Here is a 20,116-nt window from a genome sequence, read left to right on the forward strand (position 1 = left end):
GCGGTTATAAATTAAAGTTCAAATTAAATTTTATGGTTAAGTCTTGTCCTGTTTTAATAGTTCCAAGCATTGCAGTTGGTGACTTCATTCCGAATTCTGTAAAAGTGATTTTGTTAGATCCCTGAAGGCTTAAGCCATCTTTTGTTACAGTAGTTTTTACATTTGTTTTGTATACTTTGCTAACTCCAGCAATGGTGTAAGTTCCGGTTAGTTCCCAAGTAGTTTCATTCACTTTTTCTGCAGATTTCAAAACATATTTGATGTTTTTGTTTTTATCCGTCTTTAAAGTTTCATAAGCTACTTTGTCCATGCTTTTTTTCTCACTTTTAATGCTTTCTGCTAAAAGATTTATAGACAATGCTTCAATCTCTGTTAGTTTTCCGTTTGAGATGTTTAGTGACGCTGTTCCCGTTCCCGAAGCCGACTTCATTTCCCAATCGTGAAGTGTTGATGTGCCTGCAACAGAAAAAGTTGATTTGGCATCTAGTGTATATGATTTTTGTGTCTGCAGACAAATGACGTAATTCCGAAAAATGCTATTGCCAGTGCGAATAATTTTATCTTGTTAATTTTCATTTTTATCATGTTTTTGATTTTAAAAAATAAGTTGATACCTAGGTCGATTCTGTATTTAGTACTAAGAATGTTGTGTTAACTTGTATCAAAGATCTACCTATAAACCAGGTTGACACATGATAAAAATCATTGTTAAAATTTTATTAAATAAGTATTTAATAACTACATCGTTTTCATTTTTTCGAAATCGATTACTATCGTAAAAAAGATTATGAGTTTTTGTTGAAATCTCAATTTTTGAACTTTTGCTATATAAGAGTAAGGCTGTTTTTAGCTTAAAATGATATTTAAAATCACAGTTAAATCTTTTCCAGCTTTAACAATTCCAAGTCGTCGCTTTTGGAGGAGCCATTTCAAAATCACCGAAAGTGATTTGATTAGAATGATAAAAATCATAACCGAAGTTTTATTAAATTTTTATAGTAAGAATGAATACCTTAATTATACTTGAATTTTAAGCCGATTTTCTTTCCCGATTTTGCGCTCTTGTTAAGAATGCACTAAAAAGCGATAAAAAATGACAAAAGTGATTAACTTTGCGAGCATGCAAATGGAGAAAAAAGACATACGGGCCTTATCAAAAGACCAGCTTCGCGATTTTTTTGTTGAAAATGGAGACAAAGCTTTTCGCGGTAATCAGGTTTATGAGTGGTTATGGAGCAAAGGCGCTCACAGTTTTGAGGATATGACCAATGTAGCAAAGACTACAAGATCGATGCTTGAAAATAGTTTTGTAATCAACCATATTAAAGTTGATACAATGCAGAAAAGTAGTGACGGAACTGTAAAAAATGCAGTGCGCCTTCATGACGGACTTGTGGTTGAATCTGTTTTAATTCCAACAGACACTAGAACTACAGCCTGTGTTTCTAGTCAGGTTGGTCGCAGTTTAGATTGTAATTTCTGTGCTACAGCAAGATTAAAAAGAATGCGTAATCTGGAGCCGGGCGAAATTTACGATCAAGTTCTGGCAATTGATAAAGAAAGCCGTTTGTATTACAATCATCCGCTTTCAAATATTGTTTTTATGGGAATGGGAGAGCCTTTAATGAATTACAATAATGTCATTAAAGCAATCGATATGATTACTTCTGAAGAAGGTTTAGGAATGTCTCCAAAGCGAATTATGGTTTCGACTTCTGGAATTCCTAAAATGATCAAAAAAATGGCAGATGATGACGTGAAGTTTAAATTAGCCGTTTCCCTGCATTCAGCAATCGACGAAACACGTGCGCGAATCATGCCTTTTAGTAAAAACTTTCCTTTAAAAGATTTACGAGAAGCTTTAGAATATTGGTATAGAAAAACCAAAAGTAAAATTTCATACGAATATGTAGTATGGAAGGGAATTAATGATGATAAAGCTTCTGTTGATGCATTGGTAAAATTCTGTAAATATGTTCCTTGTAAGGTTAATTTAATTGAATATAATCCAATTGATGATGGTGAGTTTCAACAAGCTTCAGAAGAATCTATTGCCGCTTATATAAAAGCATTAGAAAATAGCGGAATAGTGGTAAAAGTAAGACGAAGCAGAGGAAAAGATATCGACGCCGCCTGTGGTCAACTAGCCAACAAAGAAGCAGAATAAAATATTCGCCAGAATATACTCCGTAGGAGTATTTCATCGGTAGAAAAAAATGTTTATATGTAATATATGTCCCGTCGGGACATTTGATGAAACAAATAGATTTTAAAAAAAAGCATTAAAAGCCACAAATGGTTTTTAATGCTTTTTTTGGGCAAAAAGGATTCTTATTTTTTCAAATCTATTTCTTCTGTAACTCCATCTTTTGTTACTGTTGCAAGAGTATCGCATTCACCGTTTCCATAATCTAAAGTCGCAGATGCACCATTTTTAGTAACCGAAACAATTCCTTTTACTGCGAAAGATTTTCTGCAGGTACGCATTAAATTCCAAAGGAGTTGTAATCTCTGCCGAAAAAGTATCTCCGTTCGGGAAAGTTGTCGAACCGCTTCCTGTAACAACAAATACATTATCGTCCCAATCAAACCAGGTATCGTAACCAGAAGTCATTTCTTTAATTAAAGTTCCTTTTCTGGTATAAACGCCGCCGTCATCAAAAGTTATGGTTAAATCTATTGAAGCCGTCGAAACTGGGTGCGCTGTCACTAATAAACTTGTTTCTTTAATTGTTCTCACAATACTTTTGCTTCCCTGAAGTTTTCTTCCGTCATGGTAAAAACCTTCAAAAGTGTAACTTATAGTTTGAGTAGACGCGCTAAAATCATTAGAAAAAGAAACAACCATTTTTCCTTTCACCGTATTTCCTTTATTCAAAGTACAGCCTTCTACACCAAAATCTACCGTTTTTGTCCAAGTATTATTGGTTAAAACTGTAGTAACAGTGGCACAGCTTGGAAGAAAATTTTTTATTGGTCCGCTTGCCTTTGCGAGCAATATTTAACTGTGAGCTAAATTGATCTTCGGCAATATTGGTAACATCATCTACAGTCGCATCGATTTGAGAATTTTTGATAATTTCTTCGTTGGTAATCGCTGTTTCCGTTCCGTCATTTGTTTTTTCATCAGAATTACAACTGATGAGAAAAGACATAGTAATACAAGTGCTAAGTAATAAAAATTTTGTTTTCATAAATAATAGTTTTGGGTTCTTCTTTTAAATTAATGAATTCAAATCAATATTAGTTAGAGCTATTTTTGGTGTTTTTTTTCAGATTAAGACATAAAAAAATATAATCCTAACCTAAAATACACAACGTATTTTTATTTAAAATAGTATATTTGGAGTCTAAATGAATATTACGTCTCAAATAAAGCGACCTATTTTTAACGAGATGGAACTTTTTGAAAAAAAGTTCCATGAATCGATGACTTCGAAGGTTGCATTGCTCAATAGAATCACTTATTATATCGTAAACCGTAAGGGAAAACAAATGCGTCCGATGTTTGTTTTTCTAACTGCAAAAATGGTTTCAGGCGGTACTGTAAACGAAAGAACCTATCGCGGTGCTTCGGTAATTGAGCTTATTCACACCGCAACTTTGGTACACGACGATGTGGTAGACGATAGTAATCGCCATCGCGGATTCTTCTCGATTAATGCACTTTGGAAAAATAAAATTGCCGTTTTAGTTGGTGATTATTTACTGTCAAAAGGTTTACTGCTTTCTATTGATAATGGCGATTTTGATTTACTGAAAATTATTTCTGTTGCTGTTCGCGAAATGAGCGAAGGTGAATTACTTCAAATAGAAAAAGCCCGAAGACTCGATATTACCGAAGATGTGTATTACGAAATTATCAGAAAAAAAACTGCAACCCTTATAGCGGCTTGCTGTGCACTTGGAGCAAAATCTGTAATTGAAGACGATGTTCAGGTTGAGAATATGCGCAAGTTTGGTGAATTAATCGGAATGGCATTTCAAATCAAAGACGATTTATTCGATTACAGCGAAGAAGCCATCGGAAAACCAACAGGAATTGATATTAAAGAGCAAAAAATGACTTTGCCTTTAATTCACGTTTTAAATACTTGTACGCCGCAAGAAAAAAAGTGGCTGATAAACTCCATCAAAAACCACAACAAAGACAAAAAACGCGTTAAAGAAGTGATTGCCTTTGTAAAAAACAATAATGGTCTGGCTTACGCCGAAAACAAAATGGTCGAATTCCAGCAGGAAGCACTTTCTTTACTTCAAAACTTCGAAGATTCTGAATACAAAGATGCCCTTACTTTAATGGTGAATTATGTTATTGAGAGAAAAAAATAATTTTTTTTAATCAGATAATTAGAAAATTTATTAACTAGATAATTGGTTTACTTTGTTGTAAATCAGTCGTGTATTTGTATAGGTTGGAATTTGGAATTTATTTTTATTGAAATTTTCTAAAACCGATGCAACCATTTCAAATCGACAATCGTCTATGCTAATAGAAGTCTATTTCTAAAACCAAAAACCAAAAGCTTATAAATGAAAATTATTCATTTACATCAAGAAGAAACCAAAATCATAAAGCTGGCTGTCGAAAATAATCGGCAGGCACAGCAAGCAGATTTACAGCCGTTTTTCTTCAAAAATGTTGAGTGTCTGTCGTCAATATATAAGAGACATTCAGCTGGCAGAAGATGTAATGATTACGGCTTTTATGAAAGTGTTCACCAATTTGAAAAATTTCGAACACAAAGGAAGTTTTGAAGGCTGGATCCGCCGAATTATGGTTAACGAATGTATTTCCTATTTAAGAGTTCAGAAAAAAGTAAAATTTGCCGAAGATGAGTTTTTTGTGGAAGAAAGCTTTAACGAAATCGACAGTCAGTTTACAGTGGAACAGATTCAGTATTTAATTGATGCTTTGCCGGACGGGTACAAAATGGTTTTTAATTTATATGCAATCGAAGGTTACAAACACAATGAAATTGCCAAGATGTTAGGAATAAATGAAGGTACATCGAAATCGCAATTATCGCACGCTAGAAAAATGCTGCAAACACAAATTACTATTTTAAAAAAACAAGATAATGGAACCGAATAATTTTGAAAAGGATTTCCGTGAAAAACTAAACGAGAGAAAAATTGAGCCAAGCGACAAAGCGTGGGATCGATTGGACGCGATGTTGAGTGTAGCAGAAGAAAAGAAACCTGCAGTTCCACTTCGCTCACTAAAAGATCCGAAGAAAAAATGGCTGTACATCGCCGCAAGTTTTATCGGATTTTTATTGGTTGGAACTCTCTTTTTTAATCAAACTAAAAATACGGTAGAAGTGCCTACAACTGTCGTTGTTGAAAAAGAAGCAGAAAAAGAATCGGTTGCAGAGCCAATTTTAAACAGTGTTGACTCAATAGAAACGAAAAATGCAATTGCGGCTAAAAATTCAGAAGAAACTTTAAATAAACCAGAAAAACCAAACCATCAAATTTCAAATAAAACCATTAAAAAGGAATCAAATCAAATAGCGGAGTCTTCAATCATCATCAAAAAAAATCAAGAAAATCAATCAAATACGAATCAAATAATAACTGCTGAAAATCCTAAAAAAGAGAATGTAGATCAATTGCTTCAAACGGCAGAACATAAAGTTATGGCTGAAAGTTCTGTTAAAAAAGCAAAAATAAAAATCAACGCTTCCGATTTGCTAAATCAAGTCGACGGTGAACTCGAACTTTCTTTTAGAGAAAAAATGATCACCAAAGTCAATAAAAATTTCCAAGAAGTTAAAGTTGCTTTGTCTAATAGAAATCAGCAAGAATAGGGGCGGGAATTTCAATAACAATATCAATGAGAATAATAGCGACCATTAATCATTAACAATCACAATTAAAAATTAATATTAAATACATCATCAATCAATAGTCAATCATTTAAAACAATCAATCATGAAAAATTTTACCATTTATCTTACACTTTTCTTCTTTTTAATAGTAAGTAAAGTAATAGGACAGGAAACCTTTGAATCGGAAGCGAAAAGAATCGCCCAAAAAATTGAAAAAATTACCAAAGAAGAGAAAGAAACTTTAAAGGAAGAAGTTGAAGCGGTAAACGTTCAATTGTCTGAAGGCAAAATTACACAAGAACAGGCCGATAAACGCAAAAAAGAACTGGCAGAAGCAAGAGCGGTAATTATCGAAGAAAAAATTACTTTGGCACAAAATGAACTGAATGATTTGGTGCAGAAAAAGGTAGACGGAAAAATCAAAGAAGATTCGTCAAAAGTGTATATGATTCGCTGGAAGTCTTATAAACACAACAAAGATTCTATTCATGGAGAAAAAAGAACAACGTCGCAATTCGTATTCGCAATGGGATTGAATAATACGATGGTTGACGGAAAACTTCAGGACTCCAACTATAGTTTTATAGGGTCGCATTTTTACGAATGGGGTTTTACGTATAACTCAAGGTTAATGAAAAACGATAACCTGCTTCACGCAAAATACGGACTTTCATTAATGTACAACAATATTCGTCCGACAGATAACCGAAGTTTTGTTGTAAATGGAGATCAAACTAATCTGGAAGTTAATTCGGTTAATTTAAACGAATCCCGTTTTAGAAATGTATATTTGGTGGCGCCAGTACATTTAGAATTTGATTTTTCGAAACCAGTTGAAAGTAACGGAAAAACATATTTTAAAACTCATAAAAGTTTCCGTTTTGGAATAGGAGGTTATGCTGGAATCAATGTGAAATCTAAACAGATTTTAAAATTTGAAGATGAAGATTTAAAATATAAAACAACAATAAAAGGCGATTACAATGTAAATAACTTTATTTACGGTCTGAGTTCGTATATCGGCTATAGAGAATTAAGTTTATATCTTAAATACGATTTAAATCCATTATTTCAGAACAATTTAATCAAAGAGAATAATATTTCGTTAGGACTTCGATTAGATTTAAACTAAAAATTGGTCGTTTAGTTAGTTAAAAGAGCATCTCAATAGAGATGCTTTTTTGTTTAAAAAATCATTCAAATTCCAGCAGGATTTGCGTATTTTTGCAAGCTCTCAACTTTAAAAATATTTTACACTTTGATTTCTCAAAATACCATTGATACTGTTTTTGAAACTGCTCGAGTAGAGGAGGTTATCGGCGATTTTGTGAATTTAAAACGCGCAGGAAGTAATTTCAAAGGATTGAGTCCGTTCTCTGATGAACGCTCACCTTCGTTTATGGTGTCGCCGGCAAAAGGAATTTGGAAGGATTTTAGTACGGGAAAAGGAGGGAATTCTGTTAAATTCTTAATGGAACATTCTCAATTTACCTATCCAGAAGCGATTCGGTATTTAGCCAGAAAATACAATATTGAAATTGAAGAAACAGAGCAGACCGACGAAGAAAAAGCAAATACAGATATTCGCGAGAGTATGTATTTGGTTTCTGAATTTGCGACTAAATATTTTCAAGATGTTCTTTTAAATTCAGAAGAAGGAAAAGCAATTGGATATTCTTATTTTAAAGAAAGGGGATTTACCAATGAAACCATCAAAAAATTTAATTTAGGATATTCTCCAGAAACTTGGGATGCTTTGACGAAAGAAGCCCTCGGGAAAGGATATAAATTAGAGTTTTTAGAAAGTACAGGTTTGACCATTGCTAGAGAAGACCGTCCGTTTGACCGTTTTAAAGGGCGTGTAATGTTCCCTATTCAAAGTATGTCGGGGCGTGTTTTAGGTTTTGGAGGGCGTATTTTAACCAATGATAAAAAAGCGGCAAAATACCTGAATTCACCAGAAAGTGATATTTACCATAAAAGTAAAGTCCTTTACGGAATTTACCATGCCAAACAATCTATCGCCAAACAAAATAATTGTTATTTGGTTGAAGGTTATACAGATGTTATTCAGTTTAGCCAGGCCGGAATCGAAAACGTTGTGGCTTCGTCTGGAACCGCTTTAACGCCAGACCAGATTCGTTTAATAAATCGTCTGACCAGAAATATTACCGTACTTTTTGATGGAGATGCGGCGGGTTTACGTGCTTCTATTCGAGGAATCGATTTAATTCTGGAAGAAGGAATGAATGTTAGGGTTTGTTCTTTTCCTGACGGAGAAGATCCAGATAGTTTCGCCCGTAAAAATTCACATGATGATTTAGTTGCTTACTTAGAAGAAAACAGCAAAGACTTTATACAGTTTAAAGCTTCGATCTTGATGGGAGAAGCTAAAAATGACCCAATCAAAAAAGCAGATTTGATTCGTGATATGGTAACGAGTATTTCTAAAATACCAGACCGTATTCAACGAGAAGTATATATACAGGAATGTGCCCGAATTATGGATATTTCGGAGCAGGTTTTGGTAAGTACTTTGGCGCGACTAATTCAAAAAGATATTGCAGAAGCGAACAAAAAGCAAAAGCAGGAACAAAAGCCTTTTGAAGTCGTTAGAAACCAAAAACAAAGCCAAGGTAACTTTTCAGGTGGAGATCCAGAAGATCCAAGAACAGGACCGCCAGACGATTATCCGGGAGAACCTGGCTATTATCCAGAAGCGCCTCAAGAAAAAGTAGATATTTTATACAATTTTGAAAGAAAAATTATTGAAATTCTTCTTTTGTACGGAAGTGTGGTTGAAAATTTTGAAGACGTTTTCCTAAAAGCTGATGAAGAAGGAAATGTAAAAGAAGTTTCTGAAAAAAGAGAATATAAAGTATTCGAAAAAGTATATTTAAGTCTGCAGGAAGATGAGGTAGAATTGTCTAATAAATTATTTCAAGATATTTATACCAATATAATTGATTTTTACAATCAAAATGAAACCTTTAGTCTGGATAAATATCTGATGCACTTACAGCCTGAATTTGCTCAGGAAGTAACCAATATTTTAATGGAAGATGAAAAATTAACCATTCATAATTGGGAAGGACAGAATATTTTTCCAAAACATAAAAGCGAAACCATTGAGCAGAATGTTTCTGAAACTATCTTTTCTATGAGATGGTATTTGGTATCTGGAATTATTTCAGAATTGAAAAATTCTATAATGACAGATCCACAGGAAGACAATTCAGAAGTTATGGGTATGGTTGTCGATTATTCTAAACTGCTGGTTAATTTTTCAAAGAAATTAGGACGTGTAGTGGTGCCTTATCATTATCATTAAAAAGAAAAAAACTCTATCGAATGATAAATCATAAGATAGAGTTTTTATAAAGATTTTCGATTTACTTAAAAAAATAAAAATTAAGATCTTCGATTTGGGATTAAATAATTTCTAAAGTCTTCGCTTTATTCACTAAGTCAACTAAATTAGTAACATTTAATTTAGTCAATAATCTTAGTTTGTAAGTACTGATCGTTTTTTCGTTCAGATTTAAGATTTTAGAGATTTCATTGTTTTTCTTTCCATCACTTAAGTAACGCAAAACTTCGATCTCGCGATTCGAAAGTTTTCTGTACAGACGCTCGCTTTTGCTTTGTTTAGCAATAAGTGCCATGTTTTTGCGTACTGTTTCGTTGATGATAATTTTTCCTTCGTGTACTTTAATAATAGAATGTCCTAGAGTTTCTAGTTTTTCTGTTTTGTGCACATACCCGGAAACTCCTGCTTTAATTGCGTTTGGAGCGTACATCTGCTCAGCAAGATCACTGAAAATAACAATTTTTGTTTTTGGGAAATTTTTTAGGATAGATTTAATTTCAAAGATACTTGAAAGACCTTCTAATTCTAGATCTAGAATTAAAATGTCGATCTCCTTCGTCTGAAGAATATCTCTAACCATTGAAAAATTGCCTACGTTGGCAACAATTGAAATTTGATCGTGGTCTTTAAAATAAGACTTAACGCCAAAGTGCGTCACAGGATGATTGTCTGCTAGACATACTTTAATCATAATTTTTACCTTTTTTAGAATTGTTCATGTTTTTGGAACTGTAAAATTAATAAATAAATTCTGTAATTAATTGCAGACAAATGTTAAAAAAAATTATTTTAACGTTTTTGGTATAATACACACCGGAATTGGGTCCATTTTATGCTTGTTGCTGGTGTTTAATCTTTTATAAATTTCAAAGACAGATTTTTCTCTCCCCTCGAAGTCATCCGCCGTTTTTCCTGACTCCGCGGCTAACATCGCCCATTCGAGTTCGTCATAACTTGCGCCTAATTGATCTTCGTCGGTACGATTGTCGCCAAATAATCCATCTGTTGGTGCGACTGTTAAAATTGATTGAGGAATTGCTAAAAATTCTCCTAAAGCATATACATCAGATTTCATTAAATCGGCAATTGGACTCAAATCTACAGCCGCCATCTCCATATTTGGTATAAAAACCTACTCCAAAATCTTCTACTTTGTTTCCTGTTCCGGCAACTAATAAACCGTGAAGACCTGCTAAATAGTATAAAGAAGTCATTCTAATACGAGCTCGGGTATTGGCTAATGATAAGCTTACTTTTGCGTCATCATCCGTTTTTGGTACAGCACTTTTAAAGGATTCAAAAACTGCTGTCAAATCAGTTTGAACCTCAGAAACATTCGGAAAACGTTTTTTTAGCTGTTCAATATGTTCCTTTGCTCTGCTCACTTGGCTTTCTGCCTGATGAATAGGCATTTCTACACATAATACTTTCAGTCCTGTCTGCGCGCATAAAGTTGAAGTTACTGCAGAGTCAACACCGCCAGAGATTCCGATTACAAAACCGTTCACTTTTGCCGCTGCCAGCGTAATTTTTTAACCACTCTACAATATGCGTATTTACTTTTTCTGTCTGAATTGTACTTTTTTTAGCCATAATAGTTTAAGTTTTAAAATGCAGGGATGTATATTTGCAGAATTATTTCAAGTATACATTTACTTTAAATTCTGCTAACACAAATCTAATTAAAATAAAATGAAAATTTATCGCTTTGCAGTGGTTCTGTGCCTGTTTTTTTTGTCTTGCGACCAAAAATCTAAGGTAGAAAAAGAAGTAGAAGAAATTCCTGTAGATATTAAAGTAGAACGTTTTGATAAAGTGTTTTTTGAGACAAAACCTCAAGATCTTGCAAAGGTAAAAAAGCAGTATCCTTTTTTCTTTCCTGCGGGTAATGATGATAATATCTGGCTTCAGAAAATGAACGATCCAATTTGGAAAGAAGTTTATGAAGAAGTACAAAAGAAATACAGCAATTTTGAGCCGGTTCGTAAAGAATTTGATGCTCTTTTTCAACACGTAAAATATTATTTTCCTAAAACTAAAATTCCAAAAGTGATTACAGTTATAGGAGAGATGGATTATACTGCAAAAGCAATTTATGCAGATAGTTTGGTAATCGTGGCTTTGGAATTGTACTTAGGAAAAGATCATAAGTTTTATGAGTTTCCAAACTACTTAAAAGAAAATTTTGAAGAAAGACAAATAATGCCAGACGTAGTTTCTAGTTTTTCTTACCGAAATATTCCAAATATGCCGGATAGAAGCTTAGTGGCGCAAATGGTTTTTGAAGGAAAACAACTTTATGCAAAAGATTTGCTTCTTCCAGAGTATACTGATGCAGAAAAAATAGGATATACACCAGAACAGATTAAATGGTGCCAAGAAAATGAAGCCTATATGTGGCGTTATTTTATAGAAAAAGAAATGCTTTACAGCGATGATCCAAAATTAACAACACGATTTATGACACCGGCCCCTTTTTCAAAATTCTATCTGGAAATAGATAATGATTCTCCGGGTCGAGTGGGAGCTTGGATTGGCTGGCAGATGGTACGTTCTTACATGAAAAACAATAGTGTTTCTTTGGCTGAATTATTTAAAGTGGAGCCCAAAGAAATTTTCGAAAAATCAAAATATAAACCTAAAAAATAATGGCAGATACAATAAATTCAGAGATTAAATTCAATATAGAATTAGACGAGAACCGTGTTCCGGAAAAACTAACATGGAGCGCACAAGACGGAGGCGTGCAGGCAGAAGAGGCAAAAGCAATTATGCTGTCTATTTGGGACAGTAAAGCAAAAGAAACAATGCGTATCGACTTATGGACAAAAGATATGCCCGTAGACGAAATGAAAATTTTCTTCCACCAGACTTTAGTTGCTATGGCGGATACTTTTAAACGCGCAACAGACGACGAAAAAATGTCAGATACAATGAAAGATTTTTGTGATTACTTCGCAGAAAAACTGGATTTGACGAAATAATAGAAATTCCTAAAAATAAAAATTCCAAATTCCAATCGTAATAATTGGAGTTTGGAATTTTGTTTTTAAATAAAAGATTGGAATTTGAATTTATAGACTATTTTAGTGACGTAAAACCCATTGTATGTTGTTCCCATTTCTAGTAAGTCTCGTAGGATTATTTTTCTTGCTGTTAAATAGTATTCTCTTTTATTCCACTCGAACAAACAAAGATTTTCAATATCGTATCATTACGATTTATTTGATTGGTTTATTTGTGCATGAACTGCTTTGTAATATTATTGGATTTGCGGCGCCGGGGACAAATTTTTTCCTTTCGCACTATTATTTTATTTTCCAATTCATTATCCTGAGCATTTTTTTTTCGAAGTTTATTTACCAATGTCGTATTGAAGCAGGTTATTCTGTTTTTTCTGATAACTGTTTTGATTTCATTGGCGATACAATATTATAGAACGCCCGATCTTTACTGGAGGTTTAATTTGTTTGAAATTGGTGTTACTACAGCTTTATTGATTTTATATGGATTAATATTTTTAATCCAGAATTTCAAAAAAGTAAAATCTAATTATTTATATTTTTCTAATGGATTGGTAATTTATCTAATGAGCAGTTTGAGTATATTTTTAACGGGTAATACCGATTCGGTAATTTTTACAGAACCATTCCTGCTTGATTTTTGGTTTTTTAATTCGTTGTTTTATATTTTATATCAAGCTTTGATCTTTAAGGAATGGAAAGCGCTGACTATAAAAGAAAGGCTCAAAAAATCACTTAGGCAATTTTAAAATAGTATCATTATAAAATAGTTCAATAAAAAAATCCAAATTCGAATCATTACGATTGGAATTTGGATTTTTTATATTTTGGAATTTAACCTCTTAAAGAGAACTCAAAAAGTCGCTGTTATTTTTAAAAACTTCCTGATTTACTTCGTCGATATAAGTTAAGAGTTCTTCTTTACCAACTGATTCTGTAGATGAGGTTATGAAATACTGAGGCATTTCGGCCCAGTTATTAGCAAACATTTGTTTTTTGTAAGCGGCAACATGAGAATCTATTTTTACTTTACTGATTTTGTCAGCTTTGGTAAAAATAATGCAAAACGGGATTTCGCTTTCTCCCATGTATGACATAAATTCAATATCAATTTTTTGAGCTTCATGACGAATATCAATCAAAACAAAAGCACAAACTAGTTGTTCCCTGTTTTCAAAATAATCAGTAATAAACTGCTGGAAAATTGATTTTGTCTTTTTTGAAACTTTAGCATAACCGTAACCAGGTAAATCGACCAAAAACCAATTGTTGTTGATTTTAAAGTGATTTATTAATTGCGTTTTTCCTGGTCTTCCAGATGTTTTTGCTAAATTCTTATGGTTGGTAATCATGTTTATCAACGATGATTTACCTACGTTTGATCTTCCTATAAAAGCGTATTCCGGCAAAAAATCCTTCGGACATTTTGATGCATCAGAATTGCTGATAATAAATTCGGCGGTGTTAATTTTCATGGTTCTTAGTTTTAAAACCTCCTAAAAAATAAATTTAATGACTTATAAATTCTTTTCAGTAAGCCATTTTTTAAGAACTTCATTAAATTCCTGAGGGTGCTCCATCATCGTCGCGTGTCCGCATTTGTCAATCCAGTACAACGTTGAGTTTGGTAATAATTTATCAAATTCTTCTGCAACATTTGGAGGAGTTACAGAGTCATTTTTACCCCAAATAATGCAGGTTTCTACATCCATTTTAGGTAAATCTTTGGCCATATTATGACGAATTGCGCTTTTGGCAATCGTTAAAGTTTTGATTAATTTGATCCGGTCATTAGCAGTTGCGTATACTTCATCAATCAATTCAGGAGTTGCAATTTTTGGGTCATAAAATACATCTTCAGCTTTCTTTCTGATGTATTCATAGTCGCCTCTTCTTGGATAACTGTCTCCCATTGCGCTTTCGTAAAGTCCAGAACTTCCGGTAATTACAAGTCCGGCAACTTTTTCAGGATAAAGTTTTGTATGGTATAAAGCAATATGTCCTCCAAGAGAATTTCCTAGAAGAATTACTCTGTCAAATCCTTTAAAAGTGATAAAATCTTTTACGTACTTGGCAAAACTTTTTACGTTAGTTTTTAAAATGCTTTGAGTATATATTGGCAAATCTGGAATAACAACTTTATATCCTTTTGTTGGGAAATATTGTGCTACACCATCAAAGTTACTTAGACCTCCCATTAACCCATGCAGAATAACGATAGGTGTACCTTCTCCAGCTTCAAAATAGCTGTATTTGCCTTCTTTTTTATAGTGTTTGTCCATCTAATCTAATGCCAATTTCAATTTCGACAAATATAGGGTTAAATAAATAAAAATGAATTTTTGTCGCCATTTTTTAACTAGATAATTTCAGTAGAATATATAATTAGCTAAAAATCAGTATTTAATGCGCTATTTGTTAAAATCTTCAAATGTTAAGAAATCTGCATTATAATCAATTTTTTAAGAAATTTAGCGCATTATTTTTTTGAATGAATAACGTATTTAATAATCTGTTAATTAATAGTTAAGGTATTGATTGCACGTGAATTATGAAAAGTGGTAGGAATGTGGTTAAACTTATTAACAAAGTGGTATAAAGTGGTAAAATGTGGTATTTTTTTTTATATTTTTGCTGTATAACATGTTAACTAGTTTTTTTGAACACAATTGTTGGAACATATGAATGTAAAGTCGATGCTAAAGGGAGGCTGATGATGCCTGCTCCTTTGAAAAAGCAATTGACAGCTTCCCTTCAAAGCGGATTCGTTTTGAAGCGTTCTGTTTTTCAGCCGTGTTTAGAGTTGTATCCTATGGAAGAATGGGATGTAATGATGAAAAAAATAAACAAGCTTAATCGCTTTGTAAAAAAGAATAACGATTTCATTAGGAGGTTTACTGCTGGTGTTAAAGTGGTTGAGGTTGATGCGTTAGGAAGATTGCTGGTGCCAAAAGATTTGGTGGCTTTTGCAAGTATTTCTAAAGATGTGGTTTTTTCATCTGCGGTTAATATTGTGGAGATTTGGGATAAAGATTTATACGAAAAATCAATTAGCGGCGAAGATATGGATTTTGCAGATTTAGCCGAAGAAGTAATGGGAAATATTAATGACGACGACAATGGAATATCATAATCCGGTTTTGCTTCATCCAACAGTAGATGGTTTAAATATTAAACCTGATGGTGTGTATGTAGATGTTACGTTTGGAGGCGGTGGTCATTCAAAAGAGATTTTAAAAAGATTAGGGCCAAACGGAAAGCTGTTTGCATTTGACCAAGACGAAGATGCGCTTGCAAATGCATTGCCAGACGAAAGGTTTACGCTGATAAATGAGAATTTTAGGTTTATAAAAAGATTTTTACGTTTTCACGGAGTAAAATCAGTAGATGGAATCTTGGCAGATTTAGGAGTTTCATCACATCAATTTGATGTTCCTGAAAGAGGTTTTTCAACCAGATTTGATGCCGAACTTGATATGCGGATGAGTCAAAAAAATGATTTAAATGCTTATCGTGTGGTTAACGAATATGAAGAACAGGATTTACGTCGTGTTTTTTTTGATTATGGAGAGTTGAAAAACGCGCCGGTTTTGGCAAGAACAATTGTGGAGGCGAGAAAAGATTATCCGATCAAAACAACAGACGAATTAAAAGATGTTCTGAAGAAATTTTTACCAGAGAAAGTTCGAAATAAAATATTAGCTCAGATTTATCAGGCCATTCGAATTGAGGTAAATCAGGAAATGGATGTTTTGAAAGAATTTATCGAGCAGTCATTAGAAATTTTAAAACCAGGAGGAAGATTCTCTGTAATATCCTATCATTCTTTAGAAGATCGTCTGGTAAAAAGATTTATCAAAAACGGAATGTTTGAAGGAGAACCAGAGAGAGATTTTTTCGGAAACTTTTCAGTCCCATTTAAAACTATTGGAAAATTGATTGTCCCAGATAACGAGGAAATCAAAATTAATAATAGAGCAAGAAGTGCCAAATTAAGAATTGCTGAAAAGATCTAATATATATTAAGGTAGGAAAAAATGAAAAGTGGAGTATTTGGCATATTAAAAGCAAGATTTCTGATCCATGAAGATGCGGTAAAAAACTGGCGTTTTATTGTTTTTATAATTCTGCTGGCCATTTTGATGATTGCAAATACACAGCGATACGAACAAAAGGTTTTTGAAATTGCGAAATTAAACAATGAAGTAAAAGAATTGCGATCTGAATTTGTAGATCGACGTTCAGAATTGATGAAATTAAAAATGGAGTCAACGATCTCGGATAAAATGTTAGAAAAACAAATTTTTCCGTCAACCGTTCCTCCAACGAAAATAGAAGTTAAAAAAGAAGAAGAAAAAGTTTCTTTAAAAGAATATGGCAGTAGAAGATAAACATATATCCTACAGAATTTACCTCGTAGCAGTTTTCATCTTTTTGATGGCAATTGCTATTGTTGTTAAATTAACCAATATTCAATGGGTCGAAGGAGATTATTATAGAAAACTGGCCAAACAGCGTACGGTTAGAAATTTTGTAATTCCGGCAAACAAAGGAAATATTTATTCTGCTGATGGAAGTTTATTAGCAACTTCAATTCCGAATTATGAAATTCGATTTGATGCAAAAGCGCCAAAAAAGGAAACTTTTGAAAAATATGTAAAAGCATTATCAGATTCATTGGCAACTGTTTTGGATAGACCAGGCGGATATTATGAAAAAGAATTAAGAAAAGCCAGAGAAAATAAAAACCGTTATTACTTGATTGCACGCAAATTGAGTTATACGGAATATGTAAAAATTAAAGGTTTTCCGCTTTTTAATTTAGGTGCTTTTAAAGGAGGAATTATTGTTGAACAGGAAACAGTTAGAAAACATCCAATAGGGAAAATTGCTGAAAGAACAATTGGTTACGATAAAATTGATCCGGCAACAGGAGTAGAAGTTGGAAAAGGAATTGAGTGGGCTTTTAAAAGTTATTTGAACGGAAAAGACGGTAAAATTTTAAAACAAAAAATTGCAAAAGGACAGTGGAAACCAATTCGCGATTTAAATGAAGTTGATCCTGTTGATGGTTACGATGTTATTTCTACAATAGATGTTTTTATTCAGGATATTGCGCATCATGCTTTGTTAAAGCAATTGGAAGATTACGAGGCAGATCACGGTTGTGTTGTCGTTATGGAAACAGAAACGGGTTATGTAAAAGCGATTTCAAATTTAGGAAGAGCAGAAGACGGATCTTATTACGAAACAACAAATTACGCAATTGCTGAATCTCACGAGCCGGGATCGACTTTTAAATTGGTTGATTTAATGGCAATTTTAGAAGACAAAGTTGCAGATACAAGTACGGTTTACGACAGCCACGGCGGTATAGTAAAATATTATGGACGTTCTGTTCGTGATTCGCACGTAGGCGGTTACGGAAAAGTGTCTTTAGCCCGCGGATTCGAGCTGTCGTCAAATACCGTAATGGTTCAGGCGGTTTATGAAAACTATAAAAACAACCCGGCAAAATTTGTAGATCACATCAAGAATTTTGGATTGAATAAAACGTTAGGATTGCATTTTCAAGGAGAAGGAAGAGCAATTATTCCACATCCGAAAGATAAAAACTGGTCTGGAGTTTCACTTCCGTGGATGGCTTTTGGATATGGAGTTTCCGTTACGCCAATGCAGACTTTGACCTTATATAATGCAGTTGCAAATAATGGTGTAATGGTAAAACCACAATTTGTATCAGAAATTAAAGAATGGAATAAAACCATTAAAAAGTTTGATACAGAAGTGATTAATCCAAAGGTTTGTTCGCCTGAAACACTTAAAAAAGTGAGAGCAGTTTTGCAGAATGTAGTAAAAAAAGGAACAGGTTCTAAGTTGTATTCGAAAGATTTTTCGATGGCAGGAAAAACGGGAACAGCGATGGTAAATTATGGTAAAGCAGGAAGAGAAGGAATGTATTATGCTTCTTCTTTCGCAGGATATTTTCCAGCCGATCATCCTAAATATTCTTGTATTGTAGTGGTTCATAAACCAAATACATCAAGAAATAATTATTATGGAGCAGATGTTGCAGGACCGGTTTTTAAAAGAATCGCTCAAAAAATATTTACAGACGCGCCTTCAACAAATAAAATTAAAAAATTAGATTCTCGCGTTCCAAAACAAGATTCTAGTTATGATAAATATACTGTTGAGGCCAATAAAAAAAGCAATCAGGTTCCGAATTTAAAAGGAATGCCTGGAATGGACGCAATTGCTTTACTGGAGAATTTAGGTTTAAAAGTAAAAGTAAATGGAATGGGGAAAGTAAAGAATCAATCGATTCAAGCAGGAACCAATATTAGCAAGAACACAACAATTGTATTAGAATTATCGTGAAAGTATTAAAAGACATATTATATAAAGTAGCCATTGAATCTGTAAAAGGTTCAACAGAAACTGCTATTCAAAAAGTTGAATTCGATTCACGTAAGGTTGAAGCAAATGATGTTTTCGTGGCAATTCGCGGTTCACTTTCAGATGGACATGATTACATCGAAAAAGCAATTCAGTTAGGGGCAAAAGCAATTATCTGCGATACGCTTCCAGAAAATACGGTTAAAGAAGTTACTTATATTCAAGTAAAAGATACCAATACAGCTTTGGCTTTTATGGTCGCTAATTATTTTGAAGATCCATCTGCAAAACTAAAATTAGTAGGCGTAACGGGTACAAACGGAAAAACAACAATTGCATCATTATTATTTCAATTATTTCAAAAAGCAGGTTTTAAAGTTGGATTGTTATCAACTGTAAAAATCATGGTCGATGAAATAGAATATCCAGCAACGCATACAACACCAGATTCGTTAACGATTAACCATTATTTAAATGAAATGGTTGAAGCTGGAGTTACACATTGTTTTATGGAAGTGAGTTCACACGGAATTCATCAAAAGAGAACAGAAGCTTTGCATTTCGTGGGCGGGATTTTTACGAATCTTTCACACGATCATTTAGATTACCACCCAACCTTTGCAGAATATAGAGACGTTAAAAAATCATTTTTTGATTCTCTTCCAAAATCAGCTTTTGTTTTATCTAATATCGATGATAAAAACGGAACTGTAATGCTCGCAAAATACAGCGACTAAAAAACTGACGTATGCTTTAAAATCCTACGCCGATTACAGAGCGCAGATTTTAGAAAGTCAATTGTCTGGATTATTGTTAAAAGTTAATGATAATGAAGTTTGGGTAAAGCTGATTGGAACGTTTAATGCCTACAATGTTTTAGCTATTTATGGAACAGCTGTAGAGCTTGGAATTGATAGTCTTGAAGCGTTGCGCTTATTGTCTGATTTAGAAAGTGTTTCGGGTCGTTTTCAGTATATTGTTTCAGATGAAAACATAACTGCAATCGTGGATTACGCACATACACCGGATGCACTTGAAAATGTTTTGAAAACAGTAAATGACATTCGTACAAAAAACGAACAATTAATTACTGTTGTTGGATGCGGTGGAAATCGTGATAAAACGAAACGCCCAATTATGGCAAAGATAGCTTCGGATTTGAGTGATAAGGCTATTTTGACATCGGATAATCCAAGAAATGAAGATCCAGAAGTTATTTTGGACGAAATGGAGAAAGGGGTTGAGCCTCAGAATTACAAAAAAATGCTGCGTATTACGGATAGAAAACAAGCAATTAAAACCGCTTGTCAATTGGCGCGACCAAAAGATATTATTCTGATTGCAGGTAAAGGACATGAAACCTATCAGGAAATAAGTGGTGTTCGCCATCATTTTGATGATATGGAAACAGTAAAAGAAATTTTAAATCAACTAAATAAATAACAATCAGTTTTTAAATCCGAAAGTACCACAGAATGAATTGGAATTTG

The 20,116-nt window shown here is 33.4% G+C and carries 17 protein-coding genes and 4 pseudogenes; 13 read left to right on the forward strand and 8 right to left on the reverse strand.

Features of this window, described 5'->3' with window-relative positions; genetic code table 11:
• Positions 1–4: 4 nt before the first annotated feature.
• The gene (locus ACZZ95_RS09835) at positions 5–430 is read right to left on the reverse strand and encodes a YceI family protein (protein ID WP_463468890.1); all 426 of its coding nucleotides are present in this window, start codon (positions 428–430) and stop codon (positions 5–7) included.
• Positions 431–1,120: 690 nt separating this feature from the next.
• Here ACZZ95_RS09835 and rlmN point away from each other — a divergent pair.
• Positions 1,121–2,167, forward strand: a complete 1,047-nt coding sequence (gene rlmN, locus ACZZ95_RS09840) for a dual-specificity RNA methyltransferase RlmN (protein ID WP_463471652.1) — start codon at positions 1,121–1,123, stop codon at positions 2,165–2,167.
• A 164-nt stretch (positions 2,168–2,331) separates the two neighbouring features.
• Here rlmN and ACZZ95_RS09845 read toward each other — a convergent pair whose 3' ends face one another.
• From ACZZ95_RS09845 to ACZZ95_RS09855, 3 genes are read right to left on the reverse strand one after another with little or no spacing between them, the layout of a single operon-like run.
• Positions 2,332–2,487: a hypothetical protein gene (locus ACZZ95_RS09845; RefSeq protein ID WP_463468891.1), complete on the reverse strand. Its 156-nt coding sequence runs from the start codon at positions 2,485–2,487 to the stop codon at positions 2,332–2,334.
• Positions 2,435–2,998 carry a hypothetical protein gene (locus ACZZ95_RS09850; RefSeq protein WP_463468892.1) on the reverse strand — a complete coding sequence of 188 codons (564 nt, stop codon included), beginning with the start codon at positions 2,996–2,998 and terminating at the stop codon, positions 2,435–2,437. The genes ACZZ95_RS09845 and ACZZ95_RS09850 overlap by 53 nt, the downstream gene beginning before the upstream one ends.
• Positions 2,922–3,194 carry a hypothetical protein gene (locus tag ACZZ95_RS09855; protein WP_463468893.1) on the reverse strand — a complete coding sequence of 91 codons (273 nt, stop codon included), beginning with the start codon at positions 3,192–3,194 and terminating at the stop codon, positions 2,922–2,924. The genes ACZZ95_RS09850 and ACZZ95_RS09855 overlap by 77 nt, the downstream gene beginning before the upstream one ends.
• A 160-nt stretch (positions 3,195–3,354) precedes the next feature.
• On the opposite strand from ACZZ95_RS09855, the gene ACZZ95_RS09860 reads away from it, so the two are divergent.
• The 5 genes and pseudogenes from ACZZ95_RS09860 (at position 3,355) to dnaG (ending at position 9,165) form a co-directional block, all read left to right on the forward strand.
• A complete protein-coding gene (locus tag ACZZ95_RS09860; RefSeq protein WP_463468894.1) occupies positions 3,355–4,332 on the forward strand; it encodes a polyprenyl synthetase family protein in 978 nt (325 codons plus the stop codon).
• A 201-nt stretch (positions 4,333–4,533) separates the two neighbouring features.
• Positions 4,534–5,095: pseudogene (locus ACZZ95_RS09865) on the forward strand (RNA polymerase sigma factor).
• On the forward strand, positions 5,082–5,813 hold the full coding sequence (locus ACZZ95_RS09870) for a hypothetical protein (RefSeq protein WP_463468895.1): 732 nt from the start codon (positions 5,082–5,084) through the stop codon (positions 5,811–5,813). The pseudogene ACZZ95_RS09865 and the gene ACZZ95_RS09870 overlap by 14 nt, the downstream one beginning before the upstream one ends.
• A gap of 124 nt (positions 5,814–5,937) precedes the next feature.
• The gene (locus ACZZ95_RS09875) at positions 5,938–6,966 is read left to right on the forward strand and encodes a hypothetical protein (RefSeq protein WP_463468896.1); all 1,029 of its coding nucleotides are present in this window, start codon (positions 5,938–5,940) and stop codon (positions 6,964–6,966) included.
• 126 nt (positions 6,967–7,092) lie between these two features.
• Positions 7,093–9,165, forward strand: coding sequence for a DNA primase (dnaG, locus tag ACZZ95_RS09880; RefSeq protein ID WP_463468897.1), 2,073 nt, complete (start codon positions 7,093–7,095; stop codon positions 9,163–9,165).
• 100 nt (positions 9,166–9,265) lie between these two features.
• Here the strand turns inward: dnaG and ACZZ95_RS09885 are convergent, their stop codons facing one another.
• Positions 9,266–9,895 carry a response regulator transcription factor gene (locus tag ACZZ95_RS09885; RefSeq protein ID WP_008467169.1) on the reverse strand — a complete coding sequence of 210 codons (630 nt, stop codon included), beginning with the start codon at positions 9,893–9,895 and terminating at the stop codon, positions 9,266–9,268.
• 93 nt (positions 9,896–9,988) lie between these two features.
• A pseudogene (gene nadE, locus ACZZ95_RS09890) lies at positions 9,989–10,797 on the reverse strand (NAD(+) synthase).
• Positions 10,798–10,896: 99 nt separating this feature from the next.
• Here nadE and gldB point away from each other — a divergent pair.
• Both gldB and gldC read left to right on the forward strand, forming a co-directional pair.
• Positions 10,897–11,853, forward strand: coding sequence for a gliding motility lipoprotein GldB (gene gldB / locus ACZZ95_RS09895; RefSeq protein ID WP_095953471.1), 957 nt, complete (start codon positions 10,897–10,899; stop codon positions 11,851–11,853).
• Positions 11,853–12,188: a gliding motility protein GldC gene (gldC, locus tag ACZZ95_RS09900; protein WP_172426682.1), complete on the forward strand. Its 336-nt coding sequence runs from the start codon at positions 11,853–11,855 to the stop codon at positions 12,186–12,188. The genes gldB and gldC overlap by 1 nt, the downstream gene beginning before the upstream one ends.
• A gap of 881 nt (positions 12,189–13,069) precedes the next feature.
• Here gldC and yihA read toward each other — a convergent pair.
• Both yihA and ACZZ95_RS09910 read right to left on the reverse strand, forming a co-directional pair.
• A complete protein-coding gene (gene yihA / locus ACZZ95_RS09905) occupies positions 13,070–13,702 on the reverse strand; it encodes a ribosome biogenesis GTP-binding protein YihA/YsxC (protein ID WP_095953473.1) in 633 nt (210 codons plus the stop codon).
• Positions 13,703–13,744: 42 nt separating this feature from the next.
• On the reverse strand, positions 13,745–14,509 hold the full coding sequence (locus ACZZ95_RS09910) for an alpha/beta fold hydrolase (protein ID WP_463468898.1): 765 nt from the start codon (positions 14,507–14,509) through the stop codon (positions 13,745–13,747).
• Between the two features lie 377 nt (positions 14,510–14,886).
• On the opposite strand from ACZZ95_RS09910, the gene mraZ reads away from it, so the two are divergent.
• From mraZ to ACZZ95_RS09935, 5 genes and pseudogenes are all read left to right on the forward strand, one after another.
• Complete coding sequence (gene mraZ / locus ACZZ95_RS09915) at positions 14,887–15,360, forward strand: division/cell wall cluster transcriptional repressor MraZ (protein ID WP_095953475.1); 474 nt, start codon at positions 14,887–14,889, stop codon at positions 15,358–15,360.
• On the forward strand, positions 15,335–16,243 hold the full coding sequence (gene rsmH / locus ACZZ95_RS09920) for a 16S rRNA (cytosine(1402)-N(4))-methyltransferase RsmH (protein ID WP_463468899.1): 909 nt from the start codon (positions 15,335–15,337) through the stop codon (positions 16,241–16,243). The genes mraZ and rsmH overlap by 26 nt, the downstream gene beginning before the upstream one ends.
• A gap of 21 nt (positions 16,244–16,264) precedes the next feature.
• A pseudogene (locus tag ACZZ95_RS09925) lies at positions 16,265–16,611 on the forward strand (FtsL-like putative cell division protein).
• Complete coding sequence (locus tag ACZZ95_RS09930; protein ID WP_463468900.1) at positions 16,602–18,608, forward strand: penicillin-binding protein; 2,007 nt, start codon at positions 16,602–16,604, stop codon at positions 18,606–18,608. The pseudogene ACZZ95_RS09925 and the gene ACZZ95_RS09930 overlap by 10 nt, the downstream one beginning before the upstream one ends.
• A pseudogene (locus ACZZ95_RS09935) lies at positions 18,605–20,069 on the forward strand (UDP-N-acetylmuramoyl-L-alanyl-D-glutamate--2,6-diaminopimelate ligase). The gene ACZZ95_RS09930 and the pseudogene ACZZ95_RS09935 overlap by 4 nt, the downstream one beginning before the upstream one ends.
• Positions 20,070–20,116: the final 47 nt, after the last annotated feature.

The organism is Flavobacterium sp. AC267 (assembly GCF_979258715.1).

Coding starts and splice junctions, on each gene's coding strand:
- ACZZ95_RS09875 (WP_463468896.1), top strand. CDS start 5,938: ATGAAAAATTTTACCATTTATCTTACACTTTTCTTCTTTTTAATAGTA.
- gldC (WP_172426682.1), top strand. CDS start 11,853: ATGGCAGATACAATAAATTCAGAGATTAAATTCAATATAGAATTAGAC.
- rlmN (WP_463471652.1), top strand. CDS start 1,121: ATGCAAATGGAGAAAAAAGACATACGGGCCTTATCAAAAGACCAGCTT.
- rsmH (WP_463468899.1), top strand. CDS start 15,335: ATGACGACGACAATGGAATATCATAATCCGGTTTTGCTTCATCCAACA.
- yihA (WP_095953473.1), bottom strand. CDS start 13,702: ATGAAAATTAACACCGCCGAATTTATTATCAGCAATTCTGATGCATCA.
- ACZZ95_RS09910 (WP_463468898.1), bottom strand. CDS start 14,509: ATGGACAAACACTATAAAAAAGAAGGCAAATACAGCTATTTTGAAGCT.
- gldB (WP_095953471.1), top strand. CDS start 10,897: ATGAAAATTTATCGCTTTGCAGTGGTTCTGTGCCTGTTTTTTTTGTCT.
- ACZZ95_RS09860 (WP_463468894.1), top strand. CDS start 3,355: ATGAATATTACGTCTCAAATAAAGCGACCTATTTTTAACGAGATGGAA.
- ACZZ95_RS09855 (WP_463468893.1), bottom strand. CDS start 3,194: ATGAAAACAAAATTTTTATTACTTAGCACTTGTATTACTATGTCTTTT.
- ACZZ95_RS09835 (WP_463468890.1), bottom strand. CDS start 430: ATGAAGTCGGCTTCGGGAACGGGAACAGCGTCACTAAACATCTCAAAC.
- ACZZ95_RS09930 (WP_463468900.1), top strand. CDS start 16,602: ATGGCAGTAGAAGATAAACATATATCCTACAGAATTTACCTCGTAGCA.
- ACZZ95_RS09870 (WP_463468895.1), top strand. CDS start 5,082: ATGGAACCGAATAATTTTGAAAAGGATTTCCGTGAAAAACTAAACGAG.
- ACZZ95_RS09845 (WP_463468891.1), bottom strand. CDS start 2,487: ATGCGTACCTGCAGAAAATCTTTCGCAGTAAAAGGAATTGTTTCGGTT.
- ACZZ95_RS09885 (WP_008467169.1), bottom strand. CDS start 9,895: ATGATTAAAGTATGTCTAGCAGACAATCATCCTGTGACGCACTTTGGC.